Annotated in this window: 22 protein-coding genes; 7 read left to right on the plus strand and 15 right to left on the minus strand. The window is 32.9% G+C overall.

Going from position 1 to position 25,891, the window contains the following annotated elements:
* Positions 1–40 precede the first annotated feature (40 nt).
* Positions 41–1,156 (plus strand): helix-turn-helix domain-containing protein, encoded by a 1,116-nt coding sequence (locus tag ACOQOS_RS19610; protein ID WP_420572175.1) that lies wholly within the window; start codon positions 41–43, stop codon positions 1,154–1,156.
* Positions 1,157–1,408: 252 nt separating this feature from the next.
* On the opposite strand, the gene ACOQOS_RS19615 is transcribed toward ACOQOS_RS19610, so the two are convergent.
* From ACOQOS_RS19615 to ACOQOS_RS19640, 6 genes are all read right to left on the minus strand, one after another.
* A complete protein-coding gene (locus tag ACOQOS_RS19615) occupies positions 1,409–3,646 on the minus strand; it encodes a polyribonucleotide nucleotidyltransferase (RefSeq protein ID WP_420572176.1) in 2,238 nt (745 codons plus the stop codon).
* Between the two features lie 168 nt (positions 3,647–3,814).
* Complete coding sequence (rpsO, locus tag ACOQOS_RS19620) at positions 3,815–4,084, minus strand: 30S ribosomal protein S15 (RefSeq protein ID WP_420572177.1); 270 nt, start codon at positions 4,082–4,084, stop codon at positions 3,815–3,817.
* 220 nt (positions 4,085–4,304) lie between these two features.
* A complete protein-coding gene (gene accD / locus ACOQOS_RS19625) occupies positions 4,305–5,162 on the minus strand; it encodes an acetyl-CoA carboxylase, carboxyltransferase subunit beta (RefSeq protein ID WP_420572178.1) in 858 nt (285 codons plus the stop codon).
* A 425-nt stretch (positions 5,163–5,587) separates the two neighbouring features.
* Positions 5,588–6,655, minus strand: a complete 1,068-nt coding sequence (fbaA, locus tag ACOQOS_RS19630; RefSeq protein WP_420572179.1) for a class II fructose-bisphosphate aldolase — start codon at positions 6,653–6,655, stop codon at positions 5,588–5,590.
* Positions 6,656–6,896: 241 nt separating this feature from the next.
* Positions 6,897–7,739: a leucine-rich repeat domain-containing protein gene (locus ACOQOS_RS19635; RefSeq protein ID WP_420572180.1), complete on the minus strand. Its 843-nt coding sequence runs from the start codon at positions 7,737–7,739 to the stop codon at positions 6,897–6,899.
* Between the two features lie 115 nt (positions 7,740–7,854).
* Positions 7,855–10,395 (minus strand): BamA/TamA family outer membrane protein, encoded by a 2,541-nt coding sequence (locus tag ACOQOS_RS19640; protein ID WP_420572181.1) that lies wholly within the window; start codon positions 10,393–10,395, stop codon positions 7,855–7,857.
* Positions 10,396–10,433: 38 nt separating this feature from the next.
* Between ACOQOS_RS19640 and ACOQOS_RS19645 the strand changes: the two genes are divergently transcribed.
* Positions 10,434–11,156 carry a TrmH family RNA methyltransferase gene (locus tag ACOQOS_RS19645; protein ID WP_420572182.1) on the plus strand — a complete coding sequence of 241 codons (723 nt, stop codon included), beginning with the start codon at positions 10,434–10,436 and terminating at the stop codon, positions 11,154–11,156.
* Positions 11,157–11,170: 14 nt separating this feature from the next.
* Here the strand turns inward: ACOQOS_RS19645 and ACOQOS_RS19650 are convergent, their stop codons facing one another.
* The 5 genes from ACOQOS_RS19650 to ubiE all read right to left on the minus strand — a co-directional run bounded on the left by ACOQOS_RS19650 (position 11,171) and on the right by ubiE (position 14,489).
* Complete coding sequence (locus ACOQOS_RS19650) at positions 11,171–11,899, minus strand: GNAT family N-acetyltransferase (RefSeq protein ID WP_420572183.1); 729 nt, start codon at positions 11,897–11,899, stop codon at positions 11,171–11,173.
* Positions 11,896–12,345: a DMT family transporter gene (locus ACOQOS_RS19655; protein WP_420572184.1), complete on the minus strand. Its 450-nt coding sequence runs from the start codon at positions 12,343–12,345 to the stop codon at positions 11,896–11,898. Before ACOQOS_RS19655 ends, ACOQOS_RS19650 begins: the two co-directional genes overlap by 4 nt.
* A 74-nt stretch (positions 12,346–12,419) precedes the next feature.
* On the minus strand, positions 12,420–13,019 hold the full coding sequence (locus tag ACOQOS_RS19660) for a Crp/Fnr family transcriptional regulator (RefSeq protein ID WP_420572185.1): 600 nt from the start codon (positions 13,017–13,019) through the stop codon (positions 12,420–12,422).
* A gap of 16 nt (positions 13,020–13,035) precedes the next feature.
* A complete protein-coding gene (locus tag ACOQOS_RS19665) occupies positions 13,036–13,755 on the minus strand; it encodes a porin family protein (protein WP_420572186.1) in 720 nt (239 codons plus the stop codon).
* Between the two features lie 5 nt (positions 13,756–13,760).
* On the minus strand, positions 13,761–14,489 hold the full coding sequence (ubiE, locus tag ACOQOS_RS19670; RefSeq protein ID WP_420572187.1) for a bifunctional demethylmenaquinone methyltransferase/2-methoxy-6-polyprenyl-1,4-benzoquinol methylase UbiE: 729 nt from the start codon (positions 14,487–14,489) through the stop codon (positions 13,761–13,763).
* A gap of 160 nt (positions 14,490–14,649) precedes the next feature.
* Here ubiE and trkA point away from each other — a divergent pair, with 160 nt between their 5' ends.
* The 3 genes from trkA (at position 14,650) to ACOQOS_RS19685 (ending at position 17,862) form a co-directional block, all read left to right on the plus strand.
* A complete protein-coding gene (gene trkA, locus ACOQOS_RS19675) occupies positions 14,650–15,999 on the plus strand; it encodes a Trk system potassium transporter TrkA (RefSeq protein ID WP_420572188.1) in 1,350 nt (449 codons plus the stop codon).
* A 42-nt stretch (positions 16,000–16,041) separates the two neighbouring features.
* The gene (locus ACOQOS_RS19680; protein ID WP_420572189.1) at positions 16,042–17,499 is read left to right on the plus strand and encodes a TrkH family potassium uptake protein; all 1,458 of its coding nucleotides are present in this window, start codon (positions 16,042–16,044) and stop codon (positions 17,497–17,499) included.
* A gap of 105 nt (positions 17,500–17,604) precedes the next feature.
* Complete coding sequence (locus ACOQOS_RS19685; RefSeq protein WP_420572190.1) at positions 17,605–17,862, plus strand: hypothetical protein; 258 nt, start codon at positions 17,605–17,607, stop codon at positions 17,860–17,862.
* Between the two features lie 794 nt (positions 17,863–18,656).
* Here ACOQOS_RS19685 and ACOQOS_RS19690 read toward each other — a convergent pair.
* Positions 18,657–19,838 (minus strand): pyridoxal phosphate-dependent aminotransferase, encoded by a 1,182-nt coding sequence (locus ACOQOS_RS19690; protein WP_420572191.1) that lies wholly within the window; start codon positions 19,836–19,838, stop codon positions 18,657–18,659.
* Positions 19,839–20,043: 205 nt separating this feature from the next.
* The gene (locus tag ACOQOS_RS19695; RefSeq protein WP_420572192.1) at positions 20,044–21,090 is read right to left on the minus strand and encodes a fatty acid desaturase; all 1,047 of its coding nucleotides are present in this window, start codon (positions 21,088–21,090) and stop codon (positions 20,044–20,046) included.
* A 120-nt stretch (positions 21,091–21,210) separates the two neighbouring features.
* Between ACOQOS_RS19695 and rsmG the strand changes: the two genes are divergently transcribed.
* The gene (rsmG, locus tag ACOQOS_RS19700; protein ID WP_420572193.1) at positions 21,211–21,840 is read left to right on the plus strand and encodes a 16S rRNA (guanine(527)-N(7))-methyltransferase RsmG; all 630 of its coding nucleotides are present in this window, start codon (positions 21,211–21,213) and stop codon (positions 21,838–21,840) included.
* A gap of 82 nt (positions 21,841–21,922) precedes the next feature.
* Here rsmG and ACOQOS_RS19705 read toward each other — a convergent pair whose 3' ends face one another.
* Positions 21,923–23,605: a DUF6029 family protein gene (locus tag ACOQOS_RS19705; protein ID WP_420572194.1), complete on the minus strand. Its 1,683-nt coding sequence runs from the start codon at positions 23,603–23,605 to the stop codon at positions 21,923–21,925.
* A 39-nt stretch (positions 23,606–23,644) separates the two neighbouring features.
* Positions 23,645–24,133: a TlpA family protein disulfide reductase gene (locus tag ACOQOS_RS19710; RefSeq protein WP_420572195.1), complete on the minus strand. Its 489-nt coding sequence runs from the start codon at positions 24,131–24,133 to the stop codon at positions 23,645–23,647.
* Positions 24,134–24,363: 230 nt separating this feature from the next.
* Here ACOQOS_RS19710 and ACOQOS_RS19715 point away from each other — a divergent pair, with 230 nt between their 5' ends.
* Positions 24,364–25,680: an Omp28-related outer membrane protein gene (locus ACOQOS_RS19715; protein ID WP_420572196.1), complete on the plus strand. Its 1,317-nt coding sequence runs from the start codon at positions 24,364–24,366 to the stop codon at positions 25,678–25,680.
* Positions 25,681–25,891 lie beyond the last annotated feature (211 nt).

Genomic DNA, 25,891 nt, shown 5'->3' on the forward strand with positions numbered 1-25,891 from the left:
TTTAGATTGAGTTTCCTACTTTCATAATAAATACAAGTTAATGGACTCTAGTTTTTTTAATTTCTTGTTGATTGCTGGTGCGGTTCAAGGCTTCATTTTTAATGGCTTTACGTTGTTTTCTAAGAAAAAAGTAGACAAGGTAATCATCTTCTTAAACTTGACTGTTTTCTTTTTATCACTGAATAGTTTACAGGCATGGTTAATTGCAAAAGATTTTCGTTTTGACATATTCTTTTTACGGCAATTTTTAGTGCCTTGGTATATGTTTATTATGCCAATGTTTTATATGTTCTTGATTCATTATCTGAAAATTCAGGATAAAGTAAGAGGCTTTGTTCAATTTTCTATAGTATTATTTGTGATAGAACTTATAGCACGCACGATATGTATTTTGAATACTTCTGAAAGTGAAGTTGCTCCAATTAAAATGTACACTTCTATAGAAGAGCTAATTAATGCAGCTTTTTCTATCTTTTTATTTTATAAATGTGTGCTCATCATTTTTAAAGAAAGTAAACTCTTAGATTTTATTGTAGATTACGATGATATTAAATGGCTAAAATTATTTTTAGTTTTAGGTGGATTTGTATTAGGATTTTGGGTTTTGGCAATTGTATTCAATACATATTTTGATGATACGCGTGCCTATTATCCATTACGATTGGCAACTTCTGTATTATTGTATTGGATAGGTTATCAAGGAACTTCAAGATATACTTTAGTACATGATCGAATTTTACTGCGAGGAAAACTAGCTGCATTAAAACCAGAAACAACCGAAAAAGTAATTTCTAATGAAGAAAAAACGTTGTCAGAAAAACATCAACAAGAGTTTGACCAAATAGCAAATTATATTCTTGCAAAACAACGATTTTTAGATGCTAAATTGAGCCTAGAACAATTGTCTGACGAACTAGAGATTAGTTCTGGACATTTATCAAAACTGATCAATACCTGTAGTGAGCATAATTTTTCAGATTATATCAATTCGTTACGAGTGGTACAAGCCAAAGAATTATTGAAAGATGATGATTTTGATAATTATACCATTGTTGCTATTGGCTTGGAATGCGGATTCAACTCACGATCTACATTTTATACAGCTTTCAAAAAATTTACGAATCTTACGCCTTCTGAGTTTAGAAAAACATACTGAAAACTTATGAAACTGTCCTGATTTTTCATTCAAAGAATATTCCGGATGCTCAATTTTATAATTAGGTTTACATTTGTTTCATAATAATTTAAAAACCGTTTATTATGAAGAAATACATTGCCATCTTTTTATTTTGAATACTTTGTTGTTTATAAAAAAGAAGAAAAGTGTCAAGATTACCTAAATAAAGTATTCACAATAAAAAACGCCTCGAATTTCGAGGCGTTTTTTATTATAGTAAGAATAGAAAAATTAATTTTCTTTTTTGTCTTCTCTTGGTTTACGATTATCACGTCCGCGATTATCTTTACCTCTGTTATCACGTCCACCACCTTTATTATCTCTTGGTGGTCTTGCAACATATCCTTCTGGTTTTGGTAAAATAGCTTTACGAGAAACTTTTTCTTTACGTGTCTTTGGATCAGTTCCAAAATACTTCACGTCTAAAATGTCTCCCATTTTTACAACGTCACTTACATTATCAGTACGTTCCCAAGCCAATTCAGAAATGTGTAATAATACTTCGTTTCCTGGTGCTTCAGTATATTCAACAACAGCTCCAAAATCTAACATTTTTACAACTTTTACTTCGTAAATACTTCCTTTTTCTGGTTTGAAAGTAATAGAGTCAATTTTTGCCAATACAGCATCAATTCCTTCTTGATCTGTTCCTAAGATTTCAACAATTCCTTCTTCTGTTACAGGATCTTCATTAATTACAATTGTAGTGTTTGTCTCTTTTTGTAATTCTTGAATCACTTTTCCACCAGGTCCAATTAATGCTCCAATATAATCTCCAGGAATTGTTCTTGTGATCATTTTTGGTGCATGTGCTTTTACGTTTTCGTTTGGCGTAGCAATAGTGTCTGTTAATTTCTCTAAGATATGTAAACGTCCGTCACGAGCTTGTTGTAATGCATTTACAAGAATCTCATATGATAAACCTTTTACTTTAATATCCATCTGACAAGCTGTAATTCCATCAGCAGTACCAGTTACTTTAAAGTCCATATCTCCTAAGTGATCTTCATCACCTAAAATATCAGATAAAACAGCGTACTTTCCAGAATCTGCATCAGAAATTAATCCCATTGCAATACCAGAAACTGGTTTCTTTAGTTGTACACCTGCATCCATTAATGCCATGGTACCAGAACAAACAGTTGCCATAGAAGATGAACCGTTAGATTCTAATACTTCAGAAACTACACGTACTGTGTATGGGCAATCTTCTGGCACCATACCTTTTAAAGCACGTTGAGCTAAGTTTCCGTGTCCTACTTCACGACGAGATGTTCCACGAATTGGTCGTGCTTCACCTGTTGAAAAAGGAGGGAAGTTATAGTGTAAATAGAAACGCTCTTCACCTTCGTAAGATGGCATATCTATTTGGTTTGCTTCTCTTGATGTTCCTAAAGTAACGGTTGCTAAAGCTTGTGTTTCTCCACGTGTAAAGATTGAAGAACCATGAGTTGATGGTAAGTAATCTACTTCACACCAAATTGGTCTAATCTCATCAGTCTTACGACCATCTAAACGCAATCCTTCATTTAAAGTTAAATCACGAACTGCCGCTTTTTCAGCTTTTGCGTAGTATTTAGAGATCAATCCTCCAAAATCTTCAACTTCTTCTTCCGTAAATGTTGCAATGATTTCTTCTTTAATTTCAGAAAAAGCCATTCCACGTTCTTTCTTAGAAGAACCTGCTTTTGCTACAGCATATACTTTGTCATATGCCATGTCATGAATTTTTTGTGCTAATTCTTCATCAGCTCTTTCAGGATCATACTCACGTGTTTCTTTCTTTCCAAAAGCTTCAGCCAAACGAAGTTGTGCAGCACATTGTACTTTAATAGCTTCGTGTGCAAACTTGATTGCTTCTGTCATTTCTTCTTCAGAAATCTCATCCATTTCACCTTCAACCATCATTACAGAATCTGCAGAAGCACCAATCATCATATCGATATCAGATTCTTCTAACTGTGCTCTTGTTGGGTTGATGATAAATTCTCCATTGATACGTCCAACTCTAGCTTCAGAGATTGCACATTCAAAAGGAAAATCAGACAATTGAATTGCTGCTGATGCTGCTAAACCAGCCATAGCATCTGGCATTACATCTGGATCGTGAGACATTAACTGAATCATCACTTGTGTTTCTGCGTGATAATCTTTTGGGAATAATGGACGTAATACACGGTCTACTAAACGCATTGTTAATACTTCTCCGTCACTTGGTCTTGCTTCTCTTTTGAAGAAACCACCAGGATAACGACCAGCTGCTGCAAATTTTTCACGGTAGTCAACTGTTAAAGGTAAAAAGTCAACATCGCTTTGTTTGTAGTTAGAAACCACTGTACATAATAACATACATTTTCCTGACTGCACCACAACGCTACCATGCGCTTGCTTTGCTAACTTTCCGGTTTCGATAGAAATTTCTCTACCGTCGCCTAGGTCTATGACCTCTCTAAAAACTTTTGGAATCATAAATTTTTTTTAATTCTAATTAAACAAAGGTCGTTGTGTTGTTGTTGTGTGTGTAGTTGTTGTTTTGACCCAATGAAAAACCAGTAATTATAGCTTTTTAATACTTCCAACTAAGGCTAGAAGTGTACTTTTATGTATTAAAAAAAGAGGCACGAAGCCTCTTTAGTTTTATTTTCTTAATCCTAATTCTTTTACGATTGCACGATATCTGTTGATATCTTTCTTCTTTAGATAGTCAAGTAGACTTCTTCTTTTACCTACTAACTTTACTAGAGAACGCTCTGTATTAAAATCTTTACGATTTCTTTTCAAGTGCTCCGTTAAGTGATTAATTCTGTGCGTGAATAACGCGATCTGACCTTCTGAAGAACCTGTATCTGTTGCAGATTTTCCGTGTTTTGCGAAGATCTCTCCTTTAACTTCTTTTGTTAAGTACATGCCAATATTGTTTTAATAATTTTTATGTAATTGATACGTTTGTTGTATCAAGCGGCAAATATACTACTATTTTTTAGAATGCAAATGAATAATTTAACCTTTTTGCAGGTCTTTAGACATTAATATATGAATGATGAAAAACATTAGTTGTAAAAGCTGTTTTTAAATGCAAAAAGGCTTCCAAATGTGGAAGCCTTTTTTTGTGTTTTTCTAAACAAAATTATGCGCGTATTGGCTGATTTTGAATCAAGTCAATATATAAGTTGATTTTGTTTTTTAGTTCTTTTCTGTGTGAAATGAAGTCTAAGAATCCGTGTTCTAGTAAGAATTCTGATGTTTGGAAACCTTCTGGTAAATCTTTTCCAGTAGTATCACGTACAACTCTTGGTCCTGCAAATCCGATTAGCGCACCAGGTTCAGAGATGTTGATATCTCCTAACATAGCAAAGGAAGCTGTTGTTCCTCCAGTAGTTGGATCTGTACATAATGAAATGTACGGAATTCCTGCATCTGCTAATTGTGCTAATTTTGACGATGTTTTTGCTAATTGCATTAATGATAATGCAGCTTCCATCATACGTGCTCCTCCAGATTTTGAAATAATCATGAAAGGAATGTTATTTTTTAATGAATGTTCTGCAGCACGTGCAATTTTTTCACCTACAACACTTCCCATTGAACCTCCAATAAATTTGAAGTCCATACATGCAATGACTAAATCTTTACCTTTTGATTTTCCAACAGCTGTACGGACCGCATCTTTTAAACCTGTTTTTTCTTTAGCAGCTTTGAGTCGATCTGTATATTTTTTACTGTCTTCAAATTTTAAAGGATCTTTTGAAGTTAAGTTTTTGTCTAATTCTTTGAATTTTCCTTCGTCGAATAGTATTTCGAAATATTCTTTACTTCCAATACGAACATGGTAACCATCTTCAGGACTTACATAAAAGTTTTTTGCCAATTCTTCTGAATCAACAATTTTCCCTGTTGGTGATTTGTACCAAAGTCCTTTGGGCGTATCTCTTTTTTCCTCTGTTGAGGTTTGAATTCCTTTTTCTTTTCTTTTAAACCAAGCCATAATGATTTATGAGTTACGATATACAACGTTTTCGATCGTGTTTTTAATTGAATGTGTTGTAATCGATTAGTTAGTTTTGTTTTTACACTAGCCAACAAAATTACTGTTTTTATTAAAGAAACTCAAAATTTGATTCTGCTATCTAGTAATTCGTGTTTTTGAAAGCCTAAAAAACCTCGTTAACACATTGTTTTTCAGTGTAAACGAGGTTTTTTGTATGTTTTCCCTTTTGTGTGAACTTCCGCGTTAGGGATTGAGGTGACATCCTTTTTTAATTATGAAACGTCATTACGAGGAGCAAACGACGAAGTAATCTGCTTATTGAGTAACAGATTGCTACAACAAATTAAAATTTGTCTCGTAATGACAACATCTTATAAAAAAGATATAGCCGAAAGCCCGACCCAACGGGAAACGCCCAAATATTACAAGGTATTTATATTGTTTAAATCTTCAAATGCTTGTTTTAGACGTGTTTTGAATGTTAGTTCGCCTTCACGTAACCATTTTCTTGGATCATATGTTTTTTTGTTAGGAATATCATCTCCGTCAGGATTTCCAATTTGCGCTGCCAAGTAGTCTTTTTTGCTTAACATGTAATCGCGAATTCCAGACATGAATGCAAATTGTAAGTCTGTATCAATGTTCATTTTGATAACTCCGTAGCCGATTGCTTCTCTGATTTCCTCTAAGGTAGAACCTGATCCGCCGTGAAAAACGAAGTCAATATGATTGTGACCAACATTATATTTTTGAGAGATATGCTCTTGCGAGTTCTTTAAGATTTTTGGCGTTAGTTTTACGTTTCCTGGCTTGTATACTCCGTGTACATTTCCGAAAGCTGCTGCGATGGTAAATCTTGGACTTACTTTCATTAATTCTTCGTATGCGTAAGCAACTTCTTCAGGTTGTGTGTATAGTTTTGAATCGTCTACATCACTATTGTCAACTCCATCTTCTTCACCACCAGTAATTCCTAATTCGATTTCGAGTGTCATACCCATTTTGCTCATACGAGCTAAGTATTCTTTACAGATTTCGATGTTTTCTTCTATTGGTTCTTCCGAAAGATCGATCATGTGCGAACTGTATAATGGTTTTCCAGTTTCAGCAAAGTGTTTTTCACTAGCGTCTAATAAACCATCAATCCAAGGTAATAGTTTTTTTGCACAGTGATCAGTATGTAAAATAACAGGAACTCCATAAGCTTCTGCCATTTGATGCACATGTTTTGCTCCAGCAATTGAACCAGCAATTGCTGCTTTTTGGTCTTCATTGCTTAAGCCTTTTCCTGCGTTGAATTGTGCGCCTCCATTTGAGAATTGTATGATTACAGGAGCGTTGAGTTCGGCAGCAGTTTCTAAAACTCCGTTGATAGAGTTTGAACCTACTACATTTACTGCTGGTAAAGCAAAGCCTTTTTCTTTGGCTAACTTAAATATTTCTTGTACTTCGTCTCCAGTAGCAACTCCTGCTTTGATATTGTGACTCATCGTCTTTTGGTTTTTTTGTTTGGATTACAAAAGTAATAAAAATGTGATGAGTTTTTACGTAGTTGTTAATTTTAGCAATAGAAGTGAAGTCACTTTTACGAATTTGATAATTTTAGTCGTTTTTGTGCTTACTTTACTGTAGAAATGTTTGTGTTTTTATGGAATTATTGATTTGTTGTTGATCGTTTTTTTATGCTGATTTATAGGTGTTTGTTGGCGAAAACGTTATAGTTTGACAGGCTTATAATTTGATTCCTGAGTTTATAGCTTCCATTCGTTCTTTTTCTTCGTCGGAGAATGGATTGTCTTGAAGATCTAAATATAGATTGGAACGTTTTAAAATACTGTCGGGAATTCTGGTGAGTTTGTTTTTCTGAAGATCTAATTGATCTATTCTGTAGTTGCTTTTTCCGAGTGAATCGATGTTTTCTATTTCATTCTTACTTAAATATATGTCTTCAAACGCTATTTTATGAATGGTATCGGGCAATGTTTTTAGTTTATTGTTGGAAATGTTAAAGTGTTTTACCGTTTCTTTTAATTGTCCGATAGAATCTGGAAGATGCGTAAGTTGATTGTTATATAAACTCAAGACTTGTATTTGATGCATATTTCCAAAATTGACAGGTAAATTGTTAAGCTTGTTGTTTGAAGCATCAAAGGAAGTCACGCTTGTAAGTTTGCAAATGGCGTCGGGTAATGTTTCTAGTTGATTGTCACTGATGTTGATGTCTGTTAACTTACTCAAGTTTCCAATAGTATCAGGAAGTGAAGAAAGTACGTTGTTTTCAAGTGTTAAAGTATCTAGTTTTGTTAGATTTCCAATTGCATCTGGCAATTTTGCAAGCTGATTTTTGCTCAAATACAAGAATTCTAGATTTTTTAGTTCGCCAATTGTTTCTGGTAATTCAGTTAATCCCTGACCTGTTAAATCTAATTTCCAGTGTTTTAAAGGATCTTCTAATGCTTTTTCTAACGTTAACGGTTTTTTCTTTGAGAAAGAGTCTTTGATTTTTTGCCAGAATGATTTTTTGGAAGATGTATTCAGTACGTCTTCAATTGTTTCTCCGTATTTGTCAGCCATAAAGTTGTAGCGGTTTGTTTGTCTTAGATTTTTCTAAGATACTAATAATTCAAAACAAATAAATAAAAAGTGAAGCAATCAAATCAGCGAATAGACAAATTAACAACGAACAATCTTAGAAAGGATAGTTAATCCCGATATTATACACTGCATTTCCGAAGTTGTAATCTTTAAACCAACGATTTCCTAGATCATACGCAGGATCGTAAGTTTTGAAACCAATGTCAAAACGCAACACAAAGAAGCTAAAGTCGTAACGCAAACCAAAACCAGTTCCAAGTGCAATGTCTTGTAATGATTCTAAGCCATTAAATTTTCGATCTTCATCTTCAATATCATCAAAGACATTCCAAATATTTCCTGCATCTGCAAATAATGCACCTTTAAAACTTCCGAATAAATCAAAACGATATTCAATATTTGAAGTCAGTTTTAAGTTCGCTTCGTTAAAGTCTAAAATACTAGCAGATCGTCCTGGGCCTAGTTGATAGGCACTCCAAGCTCTATTGTCATTTGATCCACCACCAAAGTAACTACGAGCAAATGGAATGTTGTCTGAGTTTCCATATGGAATGGCAATTCCGAAGAAGGTTCTAAAAGCCAATACATCTTGCTTTCCTGAAAGTTCCCAGTGTTTTATGTAATCGAATTCAGTTTTTACATATTGTGAATATGGAACACCAAATAGTTTGTAATTTCCTCGCGAATCTTTTTCTAAGTTGGCAGTACTTGCAATGGCAGATAAAAAGTTTCCAGCAAGTTCAACTTCTGTTCTGAATTGGAAAAAGTTATTATCTGAAATGTTTTCTTTACTGTTGTGTAAAAAGTTAATTTTAGAAGAAGCAATCAAGTTGTCTTGCGTCAATCGAAATTGTCGTTGTGCTACACTTAAAACAGTAGAAAGTTCGCTTGCAGTAACTTCAAAGTTATTTGAAATGACGTCATCTATGAATTGATTGGTTTGTCCGTTAGCAATATTTAACGATTCATCTGTGCCAACATAATTTGAACTTTGTGCTACGGCATTCAATCGGTCGTACGAACTTGTATATACATTAAAATAGTTACTTGTATTTAGGTTTCTAATGAATTGCAGATTGAATAATTCAAGATTAAAAGTGTTCTTTTTTGATGGTGTCCAGTTGTAACGAATCAATCCGGTAAACGTTTGTCTGTCGAGTCCAATGTTTTGCTGTACACTTGTTCCAAGTGATAAAACAGTAGAAGGAAGCATGTATTTCGGAATGATTCTCTCTGTGTTGAATGGAAAAAAGAAACGCGGAAAATTCAATCGGATATCGGCACCAATTTCAGAAATATTAAAGAATTGATCTTCTGAATCGGCAACATCTTTAGAAGCTCCTAAAGTTCCTCTGGCAGAAATTTCTAAGGTTTCCGCACCACGAAATACATTTCTGCTAATTAATGATGTACTAAATGAAAAACCGTAATCTTGAATGTTAGAATGTGTAATATCAATATCAAAACCAAGAGAAAATTTCTTTTTTGGAGTTAAATATATATTGGTTACTAAGTCTGTGAGACTATCATTTTCGTATTCATACTGAATGTTTGGATACTTGAACGTTCGTAAGTTACTAATATGTTTATAGGTAAGCGATCGATCATTATCGCGGTAAATATCGCCAGCATGTACAAAGATTGCATCTGTGATTGCTTTTGGACGAAAACGCAATTTGTCATTGGAATAAATTGTAAAACCATCATACGTAACCGAATCAACAAATTTTGATCGTGAATTTGCAAAAGTATAATCAGTATAGATATTTACTTTTTTGATGCGATGTACTTTGTATTCTTTTTCTACGATAGAATCACCTTTACGTTCGCGCAGATTGTTAATTTTAATCAAAGCGCCAAGTTCGTAGTCTCTATTTGTAGAATCGATTCCAATCTTAGGTTTGATAGAATTTAGCTGAAAATTATAAATTCCAGAATTTCTAAATAACACTGTCAAACGTTCACGTTCATTTAAAAAATCACGAGTGTTATATTGTTTTCCTTCTTTTACAATTGCTTTGTCTTTGTGTAAATTATAAATAGAATCTAAATCTGGTGATTTGATAATGATTTGCAAACTATCAATAAAATAAGGTTTTCCAGTTTCTACGGTATAATCAATACTTGCTCTGCGTTTTTTTTCTGAAGGAATTACTTTAAAATTTGCTGTAGCATTGAAAAAACCTTTGTTTTGATAATACGCTTTTAGTCGTTTGGTCGTTTTTTTTGTTTTGCTCGAATCAATGATGACTGGCGCTTCTCCCGTTTTTTTTAGCCAATTGTTAAACCCTTTTTTATAGTTCTGCATTTCGCGAACCTGTTTTTTTGAATAACGTCTATTGAGACGATTTTCTCGTTTGGGATTTCGTTGAAGCCAATCTCTAAAGGTAGAATCTGGGTTTACTTCAGCAAGGTTGTATATATTGAGACGCAACGGATAATTTAAAAAACGACTGTTGGGTTTTTGATACATTTGACTCAATGCATCTGGATCATTTGACTTTTCACCATTTACAGTCAAATTGTTTTTTGTGAGCAACAATTCATTTTCTTTTACACGTTTAATAGAATTACATGAACTAATGAATGCGCCAATTATAATAAATAATGATATTTTTGCTAAAAAGGATTTCAATAAGAGGTGTTTTTCAATTTCAAAATTAAACTATTTGCATGATTAGCAAAAGACAAATAAAAATAATAACGAGTCTACATCAAAAAAAGTACCGAAAATCTACAGGACTGTTTGTTGCAGAAGGAAAAAAGGTAATTCAAGAGTTTTTAAATTCTAATTTTGAGTTAGATACATTATTTACAATTGACGAACATTTATTTGCTGATGATTCAAAAGTAACGCTAATTTCGGAAGCAGCACTTAAAAAGATTAGTTTCTTAAAAACACCTAATAAAGCACTAGCTCTTTTTAAAATAACAAAACCTGCTACGATTGATTCCAAAGGTTTGATTGTTGCTTTAGATGATGTTCGTGATCCTGGAAATTTAGGAACTATTATTCGTTTGTGCGATTGGTTTGGTGTGAAACATCTCGTTTGCTCTGAAGCTACTGTCGATTGCTACAATCCAAAAGTGATTCAAGCCACTATGGGTTCGCTAACACGTGTAAATATTGTGTATACAGATCTGAAAAACTATCTGACCGAAACAAAATTACCTGTTTTTGGCGCATTCATGGATGGAAGCAATGTGTATCAAACACAGTTGCCAACAGATGGAATTTTAGTCATGGGGAATGAAGCCAATGGTGTTTCTGATGAGGTTTCAAACTTGATTACCGAAAAAATAGCAATTCCACGTTTTGGAGAAATACAACAAACTGAAAGCTTAAATGTAGCGATGGCAACTGGAATTTTATTGAGTGAATTTAGGAGAGCATAAGCAGGTTTCTAATTCTATTGACTTAACGCATAGTTTTTCATGACGAATTGCTCTTCAAATCCTAGTTTTAGGTACAAACCTTTTCCCATGTTTGATGATTGTAGTGTAATTAGTTTGCTTTTCATTTTAATTGATTGATTGATCAACATTTTCATAATCTCTGCTGCATATCCTTTTCTTCGATGCTCAGGAATGATCCCAACTGCATGAACTCCAGAAATACCATTTGTTGTATACAAAATACCTGTTCCGATTGCTTCGTGTAAATGATATGCAATATAAAAGTCAGTATTTTTTTGTAGTGAATTTGATATGCCTGAATGGAGGTTGTATCCAAAAGAATTGAAAAATAAAATAGACCATAATTTTGCTTCCTGTTCAGTAGTTACTTTTTTTAAATGAACATTATTTAAACTTTCAAATAATTGCTCTCTTTTTAAAGACATTCCTATTTGTTCAAATTTTACATGAAATCCTTTCCTTTTTAATATTTCACAAGAATCATTATTGTATATGTCCCAATATGGAATGATCATTTTTTTGGAAATGGACACTATTTTCTCTTTAGCTGACGATACAATTTCTTCTGTAATCTCTTGATCAAACCATAACCTATTTGGCCAATCTGAATGTTTTATAAAACTGTAATCAAACTGTGGTTCTTTAAAATATGCATTAAAAGGTTCGCTTGCTTTTTGCCAAAGAGACGTTAAGTTTTCAATATTTAATTTAATGTTGCTCATTTGATATTTATTAATATAGCTCCAGAAATCATGGCTATAGTTCCTATAATTCTTTTAAATGTTATTGGTTCTAAAGGTAAATTCAGCCATCCATAATTCCCTGCAACAACTGCAAAAATAAGTTGACCTGAAAGACCAATTGAAATCATTGTAGAAATACCTAGTTTAGGAATGGTGTAGTAATAAAGACTTATGCCGATAACACTAAATAAACCTCCAGAAAACCATAAGTAAAAAGGAATTTCTTTTAATTGTAGTGTTGTTGGAAGCGATTTAAAACTAATGAGTATAAAGATGAAAGCAAATAGGGTACTGCAAAAAAATGCAACAAAACTTGCTAGTAGTGGATTCTTTAAAAAAGTACCCAATTGAGCGTTTAATCCACCTTGCATTGCCAAAAAAACGCCGCCTAAAAATGCTAAAACGAACACTCCATAATGATTCATGTATTATCTTTTTACAATGATTAATTATGCAAAGATAAAATGCGACAATAACCTGTGCCTTTACATATGTTGATTTAGGATTTTTTTGATATATTTTTTCTAATTCTACTCAATTGAGTTGGAGTAATGCCTAAGTGAGAAGCAATGTGTAGTTTTTGAATTCTTTGATCAATAGTAGGATGTTTTTCAAGCAATTTTAAATATCGTTCGGTAGCATTTTCCATTACTAAAGACACTTCTCGTTGTTCTTTGTCTATAACCCAGTTTTTTTCTAAATAAGCAATGTAGAAATTTTTTAAGTCAATATTTTCTTCAATAAAGTTTCTATATTTTTTATAATCAAGGCTTATGATCGTAGTTGTTTCTAAGGCTTCTAGTGTGAAGTTTGAAGGAGTTTTTTGAAGGTATGAAACCTTTGAGCCTGCAAAATCAGTTTCAAGAAAAATGTTTTTAGTGTAAACATTTCCATTATAGTCTGTAATATAAGCTCTCAAAGCACCTTTGCAGATGAAGTGAACGTCTTTTGCAATTTGTCCATTTCTCAATAAAACTTCATCTTTAGCTAAATCTTGAAATTTAATTATTGATTTAATTAATTGCCAAGATTCATTTGAAAGAGGAGCATAACTTTCAAATTTTAATTTTAATTCTGAAATATATTTTTTTTTAGTCAATAAAAAAGTTTTGAATTTATTGAAAGGTAAAATTAATAAAGATTCCGCGTGATTTCATAGTTTGAATGTTGCTAGTCCAAGGGCTATTTGGATCTACATCGCGTACTAATTCATCATTTAAGGCAAAAACACCACGAATAGATGGCGTGAATTTAAAGTAGTATAAATAGAAATCAACTCCAAAACCTAATTCATAATAATAAGTCGTTTTCTTCATACGAAACTGATTATTACTATTGTCATCAGGATTATCTTGATTACTAGATAAGTTCAATGAAGTCGAAAATCCACCAACAATAAAAGGTTTGATGTTATTAATACGTTTGGTTCCTATTTTTAAAAGTAAAGGAATATGAACATAACTGGATTTTATTTCACGATTTCTATCAGAAATACTTGTGAGTCCATAACTTTCAGGATATTCAATATTACGTGTTGTAAAGAAAATTCCAGGCTCTAAACGCAAGTTCATGTAATTGTTTAGTTTTACATCACCTACCAATCCAACATTAAAACCTGTAGAAGGTTTCAACTGAATCGCGTCTGCATTTCTGTTGTATGTAAATTTAAAATCGTAGCTATTAAATCCTAAAAAATAACCCCAAGTTAAGGTATTGTTGTCTATTTGACCTTTTCCTCCACTAGCATCATTCAATACTTTTTTCTTGCTGAATAACTGAGAATATCCAGGTTGTAATGCAAAAATACAACAGATGATTACCAAAATCTTCTTCATAAAATCTATTTTGTTGCGGTGTAAATGCTCGCTACACCAAACGTTTGTGGTTTATCTTTCACATCTATAAACCCAATTTTTCGTAAAATATTGTTGAAGTTCTCACCATAAGGGAACGCAGCTGCCGATTCTGATAAATATCCGTAGGCAGAATTGTCTTTAGAAAATAGTTTCCCGATTAATGGTAAAATATTTTTTGTGTAAAATTTATAGAATTGTTTAAAAGGTGTTTTGGTGGGAACCGAAGTTTCCAATACTACAAAAATTCCACTTGGCTTCAATACTCTTAAAATCTCTCCTAATCCTTGTTCTAGATTTTCAAAATTACGCACACCAAAGGCAACAGTAATTGCGTCAAAAGAATTGTCTTCAAATGGTAATTTTTCGCCATCACCTAAAACCATTTCTATTTTTTCACTAAGTGCTTTCTTCTGAATTTTTTGTTTTCCTACTTCGAGCATTCCGGGAGAAATATCTAATCCAACAATGCGCTCAGCACTTGTCTCTGCTAAGTTAATTGCTAAATCAGCAGTTCCTGTGGCAATGTCCAAAATCGTTGTCGGATTTTTTTCGCCAACCATTCGAACGACTCTTTTTCGCCACTTGATATCAATACCAAAAGAAATCACACGATTTAGTCCATCATAATTTTCTGAAATCGTATCAAACATCTCTGTAACCTGTTCTTTTTTGCCCAGATTAGACTCTTTGTATGGTGTTACATTCTTCGACATATAGGAAATTTTGGCAAATATAATTAATACTATTATCAATGTACTATTGCAAAGCCTATAATTTGTCTAGGATATACAATTCTGATACTCAACATCGAAAGTATTAGCAAATAACAGCTTTTTTGCCTTATATTTGTATACTTTTTCAATAAGTAACTCAATGAAAATTATTATTGCTGGAGCTGGTGAGGTTGGATATCATTTAGCAAAACTCCTTTCTTACGAATCTCAAGATATTACTTTAATAGATTGTAATAAAGAAAACTTAGAATATGCTGATGCACACTTAGATATACGTGTCATCAAAGGAGATGCTACATCTATTAATGTCTTAAGAGATGCAAGAGTAGCTACAGCAGACCTCGTAATTACCGTAACTTCTTCCGAAACAACTAATATTACTATTTGCGTATTGGCAAAACAGTTGGGTTGTAGACGAACAATTGCTCGAATTTCAAACACAGAATTTATTGATAATCAAGAAGAATTAAAATTTAAGGATTTAGGAATTGATGAATTAATTTCTCCTGAAAAATTAGCTGCTGCCGAAATAAAACTATTACTAGATCAATCTGCTTTTAATGATAGTTATGAATTTGAAGATGGCGCATTGACAATGGTAGGTACTACGTTATTACGTACGGCACCTTTTGTTGGGAAAAGTGTTAAAGAAGCAGCAAGTATATTCCCTGAATTACATTTTGTTCCTATTGCGATCCAACGATTTGGAACACAATATACTTTAATTCCACGTGGAGATACTCTTTTTAAAGAAGGTGATCAAGTGTATTTTATTACTTCAAAAGAAGGAGTAGAGGAATTATATAAATTAATTGGAAAAGTAAAAGAAGATATCAAGAATGTGATGATTCTTGGAGGAAGTAATATTGGGTTAAAAACGGCAAAAGATCTGTGTAACAATAGATTTAATGTGAAATTAATCGAGAAAGATAAAGACAAAGCTTTCGATTTAGCAGATGATTTGCCAAATGCATTAGTGATTCAAGGCGATGGACGAAATGTAGAATTGCTAGAAGAAGAAGGTGTTTATGATATGGATGCTTTTATTGCAGTAACTGGAAATTCAGAAACAAACATCATGTCTTGTTTGGTGGCAAAGTCAAAAAGTATTCGTAAAACCATTGCACTGGTAGAGAATATGGACTATTTTCAATTGTCTCAATCTATAGGAATTGATACGTTAATCAATAAAAAATTATTAGCAGCAAATAATATATTTAGACACATCCGTAAAGGTGACGTGGTCGATATGACGCGTGTAAATAATATGAATGCAGAATTATTGGAATTTGTGGTTAAGCCAACTTCTCGTGTTTGTAATAAAAAAGTAAAAGATCTAGATTTTCCTCGATCTGCCATCATTGGTGGTGTAATTCGTGAAGGAGAAGGTTTGATCGCTTTAGGAGATTTTCATATAAAATCAGGCGATAGAGTTGTCGTTTGTAGTTTGCCAAGATCAATCAACAAAGTAGAACGTATGTTTCTCTAATTCTTGGTGATGAAAGTAAATTATAAAATCATATTTCACTTGATGGGACTGCTGTTAATTTGTAACGGCGGATTTATGTTACTAGCTACGTTGGTTAGTTTTTTGTACGAAGATGGCGTAACATTATCATTGTTTTTAGCGGGATTGGTTACTATTATTGCAGGATCTCTTTTTATGCTGACCACAAGAGATCATAGAAAAGAAATTAAAAAAAGAGAAGGTTATATTGTCGTAACATTTGGCTGGATTTTTATGTCCCTTTCGGGAACGTTTCCATATTTATTTACTCGAACCATTCCTAGTTTTACCAATGCTTTCTTTGAAACGATGTCTGGTTACACAACAACAGGAGCCACAATTTTAGAAAAAATTGAAGGTTTGCCAGAAGGAATTCTATTCTGGAGAAGTATGACTCACTGGATTGGCGGTATGGGAATTATTGTATTAGCTATTGCTATTCTGCCATTGTTGGGAATAGGAGGAATGCAGCTTTTTGCAGCAGAAGCTCCTGGACCAAGCGCAGACAAATTGCATCCAAGAATTACCGACACAGCGAAGCGTTTATGGTTAATTTATGTTGGATATACTGTTGCGGAAACTATCTTGTTGCAATTGGCTGGAATGTCTTTTTTTGATGCTATAAATCATGCCTTATGTACGTTGTCTACAGGAGGATTTTCTACAAAAGACGCTAGTGTAGCTTATTGGAATGGACAACCAATCATACAATACATCATCATTTTATTTATGTTCTTAGCAGGAACAAACTTTGTACTTAGTTATTTTGCTTTTAAAGGAAAAGTACAAAAGATTATAAAGGATGAAGAATTTAAAATTTACGGAATTCTCACGCTCATTTTTGCAATTATAGCAACACTTATTGTCTATTATCAAGCAGATGTCAATCAATCAGCATATCATCCGATGGTTTGGGGAGAATTTGAAAGTTCTTTTCGACATTCGCTATTTCAAGTTATTGCAGTTATAACAACCACAGGATTTGTGACAGCAGATTTTACATCATGGACCACATTTTTAACAATTTTCTTTTTCGGATTGATGTTTCTTGGAGGTTCTGCAGGTTCTACTTCCGGAGGAGTAAAAGTTGTACGACACTTATTAATGATTAAAAATGGATTGTTAGAGTTTAAAAGAACATTACATCCACGCGCAATTATTCCTGTGCGATATAATAACAAATCTGTTTCAGAACATATTGTTTATAATATTTTAGGATTCTTCATTTTGTACATGTTGTTATTTATCATTGGAGCTTTGGTTTTAGGATTTGTAGGTTTAGATTTTGAATCTGCTATTGGTGGAGCTGCTTCTTCATTAGGAAATGTTGGTCCAGCTTTAGGTAAATTAAACCCATTAGAAAATTACAATGAAATACCTTCTTTTGGTAAATGGTGGTGTGCATTTTTGATGCTTCTTGGGCGATTAGAATTATTTACGGTATTAATCTTAATCACGCCATTCTTCTGGAGAAATCGCTAGTTTACAGAGTTTTAAAAATGTATTCTTGAAATTTTTTTCATTTTTTTTGTAACATAATTTATGTTGATGCGTCATACAATTGTAAATCAATCAAAAAACAATATTATGAATTCAACACGTCAATTACCCGCAATTTCGATTCCCATAGGATCAACTCAAGAAGACATAAACTTTTTAAATAGAGGACTTTTAACGTCATCTTACAAAGAGGAAATCAAAGAGAATTATCGCAATTTAAAATCAAATTCTTTATTTAGTTTAAAACAACGCGTAAAAACAAATCATCACAGATTTATGCCAGCAGCAGGAACAGTTTTAAAAGTCTCTGTATTTGTGATTGCTTATTTGATCGCTTTTATATAACAATACTTTCATCACGTGAAACATAGTCTAAACTTCACTGTAACTATTCATTTTTAGCTTTTCGACTGTGTTTCATGTGATATATGAGGTTAAATTAGATTTCATAACTTCTTACATTACTACATTTTCAAAGATCAACTTTTTTTAGACTCTCATCAAGTTTGAAAAAAGGGGAAAAATCCCCTGAAAAAGGGTTTTTTAACTTCAAATGTTTTAAGGATATTTACATCAGTAAACAAAAGCTTTAATACAAATGCTAAAGAAGTTTAATTTTCTGGAATTCTGTTGGTTAGCTACTATTGTATTGCTGACAAGTACACTGGTTATAATTTTTAATAATACAGACTTGACTGCGCAATCAACACCTGTAACAAAAACGCTTTTCGGAATAGATGTAAGCTATTGTATTGTTATTTTTTACGCCTTTAATACATTCTTGTTTTTTGGAATCAAAGAATTTTTCTGGCGATATGAACGAAAATTTCCAAATACCGTTATTATGTTTAGCGGTGCTGTATTAACAGTTTCACTTTTAATACTTAATATTATATAGTTAATCTCAACCAAGCCAAAAAATGTCCTTATCAAACATTTTTTGGCTTATTTTTTTGATCACTTTGCTTATTGTCTTAATCTCGCTGAATCGATAACAGTAACGATATTTCAAGTAATTTTTCATAGAAGAATTGTATCGAGAAGCACTTTGAAATAGTATCAGAATCAAATTTAAAGCATAAAAAAAGCTGCTTGCAAACAGAAAACAGCTTTTTAGTAATATATTGAGATTCTTTTTATTATAAAACTTCTTTAATTTGCTTGATTGCTGCACGTAATTCTTCTTCCGAAGCAGCATACGAAATACGAATACAATTTGGATTTCCAAAAGCATCTCCAGTAACAGTTGCAACTAATGCTTCATCTAGTAAATACAAAGAAAAATCAGTAGCATTATTGATTGTTTTTCCACGTAATGTTTTTCCAAAGAATGAAGAAATATCAGGGAACACATAAAAAGCTCCTTCAGGAACATTGATGTTAAAACCTTCAATTTCTCCAAGCAATTCTAAAACGATATCTCTACGCTTCAAAAACTCATCCATCATGTATTGAATTTTGTCCTTAGAAGCTTCTAAGGCAGCAATTGTAGCGCGTTGTGCAATGCAATTAGCTCCACTAGTGACTTGTCCTTGAATTTTGTTACAAGCGCGTGCTACTTTTTCAGGAGCACCAATATATCCAATTCGCCAACCTGTCATTGCAAAGGCTTTTGAAACTCCATTTACAGTGATCGTACGATCGTACATCGATGGAATTCTTGCAATACTAAAATGCTCGCTAGTAAAATTGATATGTTCGTAAATTTCGTCAGAAACTACATAAATGTTTGGATGTTTTTCTAAAACTACAGCTAAAGCTTTCAATTCTTCTTCGCTGTATACAGAACCACTTGGATTACATGGTGAACTAAACCAAATCATTTTTGTTTTTGGTGTAATTGCTGCTTCCAATTGTTCAGGCGTCATTTTAAAATCAGTTTCGATAGAAGTTGCCACTTGTACGGGAACACCTTCAGCTAATTTTACAATATCGCTGTAGCTTACCCAGAAAGGCGCAGGAAGAATCACTTCATCACCTTCGTTTAATAACACCATGGCAACATTTGCTAACGATTGTTTTGCTCCAGTAGAAACTACAATTTGACTTGCTGTGTAGTCTAGTTTATTATCTCGTTTAAACTTATTGATAATCGCTTCTTTCAAATCAGCATAACCATCTACAGGTGTGTAACTGTTGTAGTTATCATTTATGGCTTGAATGGCAGCTTCTTTGATGAAGTCAGGAGTATTAAAATCTGGCTCTCCTAAGCTCAACCCAATGATGTTTTTCCCTTCATTTCTTAACTCTCTAGCTTTTGCAGCCATTGCTAACGTAGCAGAAGTGGACATGTTTAAAACTCTTTCAGATAATAGTGACATTGTGTGTGTTGTTTGTGTGTTTAAAAACTGAATTGTGCGAAATTAGGTATTTTATAATTTAAGAAGAAACAATGTGCAGACTAATTAGTTGGTTTTGTTGAATGAGTTTTAAATTTTAGATAAATCATTCATTTTTTCCTTCATTAGTTACAGACATAAAAAAAAGTCTGCGTTATGCAGACTTTTTGTAAGTTGTTTGTATTTTTTAGTTAGCGAAACGTGTTTTTTCAAGTTTATAAAACTCTCTAAAAGTAATCATACGCTGTTGTTCTTCATCCCATAATTTGTTGAACATCATTTTTAATCCATCTTTAAAAGACAATGTTGTAACGTATTTTGACAGAATTTTATTTTCGGTAAAACACTTTTTTAGATTGTAATTTGGGATTCTACTATTCAAGTGGTGAATGTGATGAATTCCAATATGACCAGTAAACCATTCCATAATTCTTGGAAGTTTTAAATAAGTACTTCCTTTGATTGCTGAAAGCACAAAATTCCAATCTTTTTTCCACTTCTTGTAGGAGAATTCGTGTTGATGTTGAATGTAGAAAAACCAGAAAGCAATGATTCCAAAGAAGAATAAAATAATAAATTGAACCGCAAAAAAGCTTGCCCAACCTGTTATATATCCGATGGCCAAATAAGGAACAATGATTATGATATTGTCTTTTAATAAGGTATACGTGGTTTTTTTCCAGTTATTAAATTTTAAAAATGGATATTTTGTTGTGATGATTAAATAATATACTGGTGCGATCACAAAGATTACGATAGGACTTCTAAAAACTTTATACTTAAATCTTCCCCACCAATTTTTAGCGCGGAATTCTTCAAAGGTTAATGTTGGCATATCACCAATTTGTCTTGTTTCTAGCTGACCATTATGTCCGTGGTGAAACGTGTGTGTTTCCGCCCAATATTTAAACGGTAAAAAACTGAATACACTACAAGCATATCCGATGACATCACTTGCTTTTTTTGATTTAATAAAAGAATTATGTCCGCAATCATGCTGAATGATAAAAATTCGAACTAAGAAAAATGCGTTTAGAATTCCAAGTAATAAAGTTAATATGATTGAATAATCAAGTGTGAAATACATTAAAACCCAAACAGCTATAAAAGGTAAAAATGAAGAAGCCATCTGTCCAATTGCCTTTTTGGTGCTTTTCTTTTTGTATTTGGCTATGATTGACTTCCAGTTTTTTAGAGAGTCTACAATCTCTTTATCAGTATTTTGATTCGCCATGGAGGAACTTTTTTAATCTATAAAATGCTAACAAATTTGCTTCGCAATATATTGCAAATATCGTAATTTGAAAATAATAAATTTAGATAATCACAAATAAAGATTAGTTTTGTCGCATATATGGAAATTATACAAAAATATTTTACAAATTTAACAACAGAGCAGATTGAGCAATTTGGTCAGTTGGAAGCTTTATACAAAGAATGGAATGCACAAATTAATGTAATTTCGAGAAAAGATATTGATGAGTTGTATGTGAGGCATGTACTTCATGCTTTAGCAATTGCCAAAGTACAGTCTTTTGTTGCAGGATCTAGAGTTTTAGACGTTGGAACTGGAGGAGGTTTTCCTGGAATTCCATTGGCAATCTTGTTTCCTGAAGTTCAGTTCGTGTTAGTAGATGCTATTGGTAAAAAGATAAAAGTAGTACAAGCTGTAGCGGAAAGTATTGGACTTACAAATGTTTCAGCACATCATATACGAGCTGAAAAAGTAAAAGGAGAGTTTGATTTTATTGTGAGTAGAGCTGTAACCAATATGCCTGATTTTGTAAAATGGGTTCGTAAAAAGGTTGCGAAAAAACAAAAACACGAATTAAAGAACGGAATTTTGTATTTAAAAGGAGGAGATTTGACTGAAGAGTTGAAAGATTTTCCTAAAGCTACTTTGTATGCAATTCCAGATTATTTTGAGGAAGAATTTTTTGAAACCAAAAAAGTAGTGCATCTGCCATTAAAATATAAGCCTTAAAAGTGAAAATCCCTTAAGCAAAAACTTAAGGGATTTTCTGTAGTTAGTTGGTTGGTTTGGTTATTGAGAGCTCTTTATATTTTTAAAATGCTGTAGTTATGTTTACAGTAAGTCCTGTACTTTGTGGTACAAAACGGCAAACACCTCCAACACATACTAATCCACCTCTTTGTCTTCCGTAGTTTAGGGCAACTCTTGTTGCGCCTCTTGCATAACTACCTCCAACATTGTAATAGTGAATTTGTTCGTCTTCGTTATCGTTTCCGTAATTGTAAATGTCATTTAAATAAAAAGATAATCTTGGTGTTACATTAAACTCTAAGGTAGCTCCAGCCCAGTTTTTGTTGTCGTCTGGTGTCCATAAGTGTTGTAATTCAGCACGAATCGATCTTTTAGAGTTGATTCTATATGTTGTTTCTACCACACCAATATTAGAATTTACTACACCGAGTTTATCTACAATATAACGTTCGTTGTAATATTGATTTACATAGTAAAATATACTTTGCCATTTGCGATTCCATTTTTTACGAACTTCTAAGCTATATTCAGAGAAATACTTTTCGCCAAAACCAAAATAATCTATTTCGGCTTTTCGGTCTGTAAAATTAAAATCTCCTCTTAATCCAGCCCAATACGCAGCATTTACTGCGATTTTTGTTCCGTATTTCCCTCCGAGTGGAGTTCCTTTTTTAAAGTTGTAAAAAAGGTCAATTTGACCTCCAATTTCACCAAACTTTAATAAAGATGGATCTGGAACTGAAATAGTAGGTTGTGCCTGATACACGTATATATTTGTCAATAAATAATCGTGTTGTTTTGTTAATCCTGGTAAATAATTCATGATATTTTCATTGAATACATTACCAGAAGCTTCTCTTTCAGAAAAGAAACTCATGTTTTCCAATCTTCTTAATGTTACATCGACTCCTAATCCTTTTTGAGAATATCCGAAATTTACAAGTAATCCATTTCCTGGTTCAACAAAATCTGCAATATATCGTTGTGTATTTACAACAGCATCTTTACTTTTAGTGATATATTCTATTCCAGAGTAAAATGAATTTCCTGAATAATCAAGTCGTGCCGAAAATGCATTCGTCATTTCATCAAAGCCAGTGTTTTGAAATTCTTCAGGAATATCTTCTTTTCTTCCAACATAACTAAATCCAGCAGATAGAGATGAAGTTTCTAATTTGAATAAGTCTGTAAGATCAATTTCAGAATTAAATCCAAAAATTTCACCTTCCGACACTTCAAAACCATCACGTTGTCTTGCATACATTCCTGTAAATGATAACGAGTTTGTAGGTTCATACTTTACACGTCCACCTCTAAAAGAGTTGTTAATACCTAAAGGTCTGTTTTCCCATCCACGTAAAATAAGTCCACTTCCAAATTGCTCGTAAAAATAACCTGCAGTGACTTCTAGTTTTTTGGTTTTATACATTGCGTAATATTGTGCAATGCCTGAATCATCTAATTTTGGAGAATAGTTTAGTAAAGGCATTGGTGCATAGGATTCTACTTGAATTCCTGCAAACCAATTTCCGTAATTATAGTCTAATTTCAAATAATTGTTAGAGCGTACGTGTTCATCTTCGGCAAATTTTCCAAGACCAGTATCATCATTGTACCATTGTACAATAGATTCAAATCCGCCAGTTAATGTACCCCAGTCTTTCTTTTTTTCGTCATCATCTTTATTTTGTGCAACTGCAACAGAGCAAGCCAATGCCAAAGAAAGGTATAGTAATTTCTTCATGTATGTATAATTGTTTAGTATTTTGGTTGGTTAGTGTTTTTACTTAGCGTTTTTCTTAACTACTTCGTAAAGTTGATCTTCCGCGCCAGGAAAGTACCCTGTATGACGAAAAACAATTTCACCATCCTTGATTACAATTACATGTGGAATTGTGGTAATATTTAAAGAACGTTGTAAATCTTGATTTTCATCTAAGAGAATCTTGTATTCCCAACCTTTACCATTAATTAATGGTTTAATTCTTTTTTTAGTTCTTGCATCATCGGTAGCGATTGCAATAAGTTCAACACTTGTTTCATCTTTCCAATCATCATAGACTTCACTAATGGCATCCAATTCATTGATACATGGAACACACCAAGTTGCCCAAAAGCTAATAATTTTCACACCTTTTTCCTTTGTGATCTCGCTCATACTGATGGAATTTCCATTCAGTTCTTTAACAGAAATATTTGGGATTTCTTTTTGCGCATTTGCTTGTATTGTACACAGTAAGAATATGGTAACAATACTCATAATTGACTTCATAATATTTAGTTTAATAGTGAGAATGCTGTAAATATATAAAAGCTTACGTTAAAAAAGCAAGAAAAATAAAATAAATCGATTTTATGATTTTCTCCACATTCTCTATATAAATTATAGGCTATTTATTTGATTGACTGTTTATTGTGTTTTTCTTTTTTTTAACAAAAATTTAATATAAATTAGTCGCAAATTATACCAAATACCAAACTTTAATAAACAAAAAATGTCTTATGAAAACAACAAACATTCTAAAATGCTTAGTCGTAGTTTTAGCACTATTTACGTACTCTTGTAGTAGTGACTCAGACGGAGACGGAGGAGAAGGATCAACTCCAGGAGGAGGATCGGGAATTACATCGATTACTGTAGCTGCAAGTACAACTTCGTTCGAATTAGGAGGATCAGTTACATTTACCGTTACTGGTAATGATGGGTCTGACTTAACATCAACTTCTACTATTTTAGTAAACAATAGTAGTATACAAGGAACATCTTACACGCCAACAGCGACAGGAACATTTCAAATTAATGCTAGATATGAAACATTAACTAGTAGTGCAATTAACATAGAGGTAACTCCTCCAGTAATTACTGCAATACGCATAGAAAGTACTACTACTAGTATGAAGGTAGGAGATACAGCTGACTTTGTTGTAACTGGATCAGATGCATCTGGAAATGATTACATAGTTACAGATACAGCATCAATCACTGTGAATGGAAATGTAATCACAGGAAACAAGCACATGGCAATTACTGCTGATGACTTAATGGTTACTGCTGCTTTAGATGGTGTAACTTCAGATGCGCTAGACTTGACAGTAACTGATGAAGTAGCGCCAGGAATGTTTCAAAAAACAGCTACAATTATAGATGCAACTGGAACATGGTGTCAATTTTGTCCTAGAGTATCTTACGGAATTGAATTAGTTGGAGATGCTACAGATAAAGTATTTGCGATAGCAGCACACAGTGGTGATGCGATGCAAAATCCAGCGAGTGCGGCTTTAGTAGCTCAAGTTAATCCAGGAGGAACTTTCCCAACAGCTGTACTTAACGGAAATATTGACTGGACATTCCCAGAGCCTGATAATGTTGCTCAAGTAACTAACTTAGCTACTGGAACAACATCTAGAGGGTTATCTGTAAACTCAGTAGTAGCTGGAGATAACTTACAAGTATATGTGAGTGCAGCATTTGCACAAAGTATGCCAGGTGCTAAATTAGCAGTATATGTTCTTGAAGATGGAATTGATGCTAATCAAGTAAATGGTACAAGTTATTATGGAGGTGTAAATCCACTTAATGCATCAAATGGTTTTACACACGATCATACATTAAGAAGTTCACTTACAGATGTGCTAGGAGATGTTATCCCTGCAGGAAATACTGGAGCAGGTCAAAAATATACGCAAGTATTTAACTATACTATTCCAAGTAGTATCAATAAAGATAACATATCTGTTGTAGCAATGATTATTGGTAATAACTTTGAGACTGTAGCAGCTAATGGAGCTCATGCAGGAGTAGATAAGGACTTTAATTAATAATTAATTATAATTAGCTAGAATTCTATTTAATTCTAAAAAAAGGCAGCTCAATGAGCTGCCTTTTTTGGTTCTTAAATTAGCGGTAAATGATTGTGTTTAGGATAGTTTTTTGATGATGTTGATTTGTAAGTATTTGAATAAAAGAGATTTGATAGTGTCGTTTTTCTCTTTTAAGAGATTGTTAAATACGGTAAAACCGTATCGAATC

Origin of the sequence: Kordia sp. (assembly GCF_965224175.1) — a bacterium.
Lineage (GTDB): Bacteria > Bacteroidota > Bacteroidia > Flavobacteriales > Flavobacteriaceae > Kordia.

What these genes read in the sequence shown, in the direction of transcription:
- ACOQOS_RS19610 (WP_420572175.1), top strand. Translation starts at nt 41, where the DNA reads ATGGACTCTAGTTTTTTTAATTTCTTGTTGATTGCTGGTGCGGTTCAA.
- ACOQOS_RS19615 (WP_420572176.1), bottom strand. Translation starts at nt 3,646, where the DNA reads ATGATTCCAAAAGTTTTTAGAGAGGTCATAGACCTAGGCGACGGTAGA.
- rpsO (WP_420572177.1), bottom strand. Translation starts at nt 4,084, where the DNA reads ATGTACTTAACAAAAGAAGTTAAAGGAGAGATCTTCGCAAAACACGGA.
- accD (WP_420572178.1), bottom strand. Translation starts at nt 5,162, where the DNA reads ATGGCTTGGTTTAAAAGAAAAGAAAAAGGAATTCAAACCTCAACAGAG.
- fbaA (WP_420572179.1), bottom strand. Translation starts at nt 6,655, where the DNA reads ATGAGTCACAATATCAAAGCAGGAGTTGCTACTGGAGACGAAGTACAA.
- ACOQOS_RS19635 (WP_420572180.1), bottom strand. Translation starts at nt 7,739, where the DNA reads ATGGCTGACAAATACGGAGAAACAATTGAAGACGTACTGAATACATCT.
- ACOQOS_RS19645 (WP_420572182.1), top strand. Translation starts at nt 10,434, where the DNA reads ATGATTAGCAAAAGACAAATAAAAATAATAACGAGTCTACATCAAAAA.
- ACOQOS_RS19650 (WP_420572183.1), bottom strand. Translation starts at nt 11,899, where the DNA reads ATGAGCAACATTAAATTAAATATTGAAAACTTAACGTCTCTTTGGCAA.
- ACOQOS_RS19655 (WP_420572184.1), bottom strand. Translation starts at nt 12,345, where the DNA reads ATGAATCATTATGGAGTGTTCGTTTTAGCATTTTTAGGCGGCGTTTTT.
- ACOQOS_RS19665 (WP_420572186.1), bottom strand. Translation starts at nt 13,755, where the DNA reads ATGAAGAAGATTTTGGTAATCATCTGTTGTATTTTTGCATTACAACCT.
- ubiE (WP_420572187.1), bottom strand. Translation starts at nt 14,489, where the DNA reads ATGTCGAAGAATGTAACACCATACAAAGAGTCTAATCTGGGCAAAAAA.
- trkA (WP_420572188.1), top strand. Translation starts at nt 14,650, where the DNA reads ATGAAAATTATTATTGCTGGAGCTGGTGAGGTTGGATATCATTTAGCA.
- ACOQOS_RS19680 (WP_420572189.1), top strand. Translation starts at nt 16,042, where the DNA reads ATGGGACTGCTGTTAATTTGTAACGGCGGATTTATGTTACTAGCTACG.
- ACOQOS_RS19685 (WP_420572190.1), top strand. Translation starts at nt 17,605, where the DNA reads ATGAATTCAACACGTCAATTACCCGCAATTTCGATTCCCATAGGATCA.
- ACOQOS_RS19690 (WP_420572191.1), bottom strand. Translation starts at nt 19,838, where the DNA reads ATGTCACTATTATCTGAAAGAGTTTTAAACATGTCCACTTCTGCTACG.
- ACOQOS_RS19695 (WP_420572192.1), bottom strand. Translation starts at nt 21,090, where the DNA reads ATGGCGAATCAAAATACTGATAAAGAGATTGTAGACTCTCTAAAAAAC.
- rsmG (WP_420572193.1), top strand. Translation starts at nt 21,211, where the DNA reads ATGGAAATTATACAAAAATATTTTACAAATTTAACAACAGAGCAGATT.
- ACOQOS_RS19705 (WP_420572194.1), bottom strand. Translation starts at nt 23,605, where the DNA reads ATGAAGAAATTACTATACCTTTCTTTGGCATTGGCTTGCTCTGTTGCA.
- ACOQOS_RS19710 (WP_420572195.1), bottom strand. Translation starts at nt 24,133, where the DNA reads ATGAAGTCAATTATGAGTATTGTTACCATATTCTTACTGTGTACAATA.
- ACOQOS_RS19715 (WP_420572196.1), top strand. Translation starts at nt 24,364, where the DNA reads ATGAAAACAACAAACATTCTAAAATGCTTAGTCGTAGTTTTAGCACTA.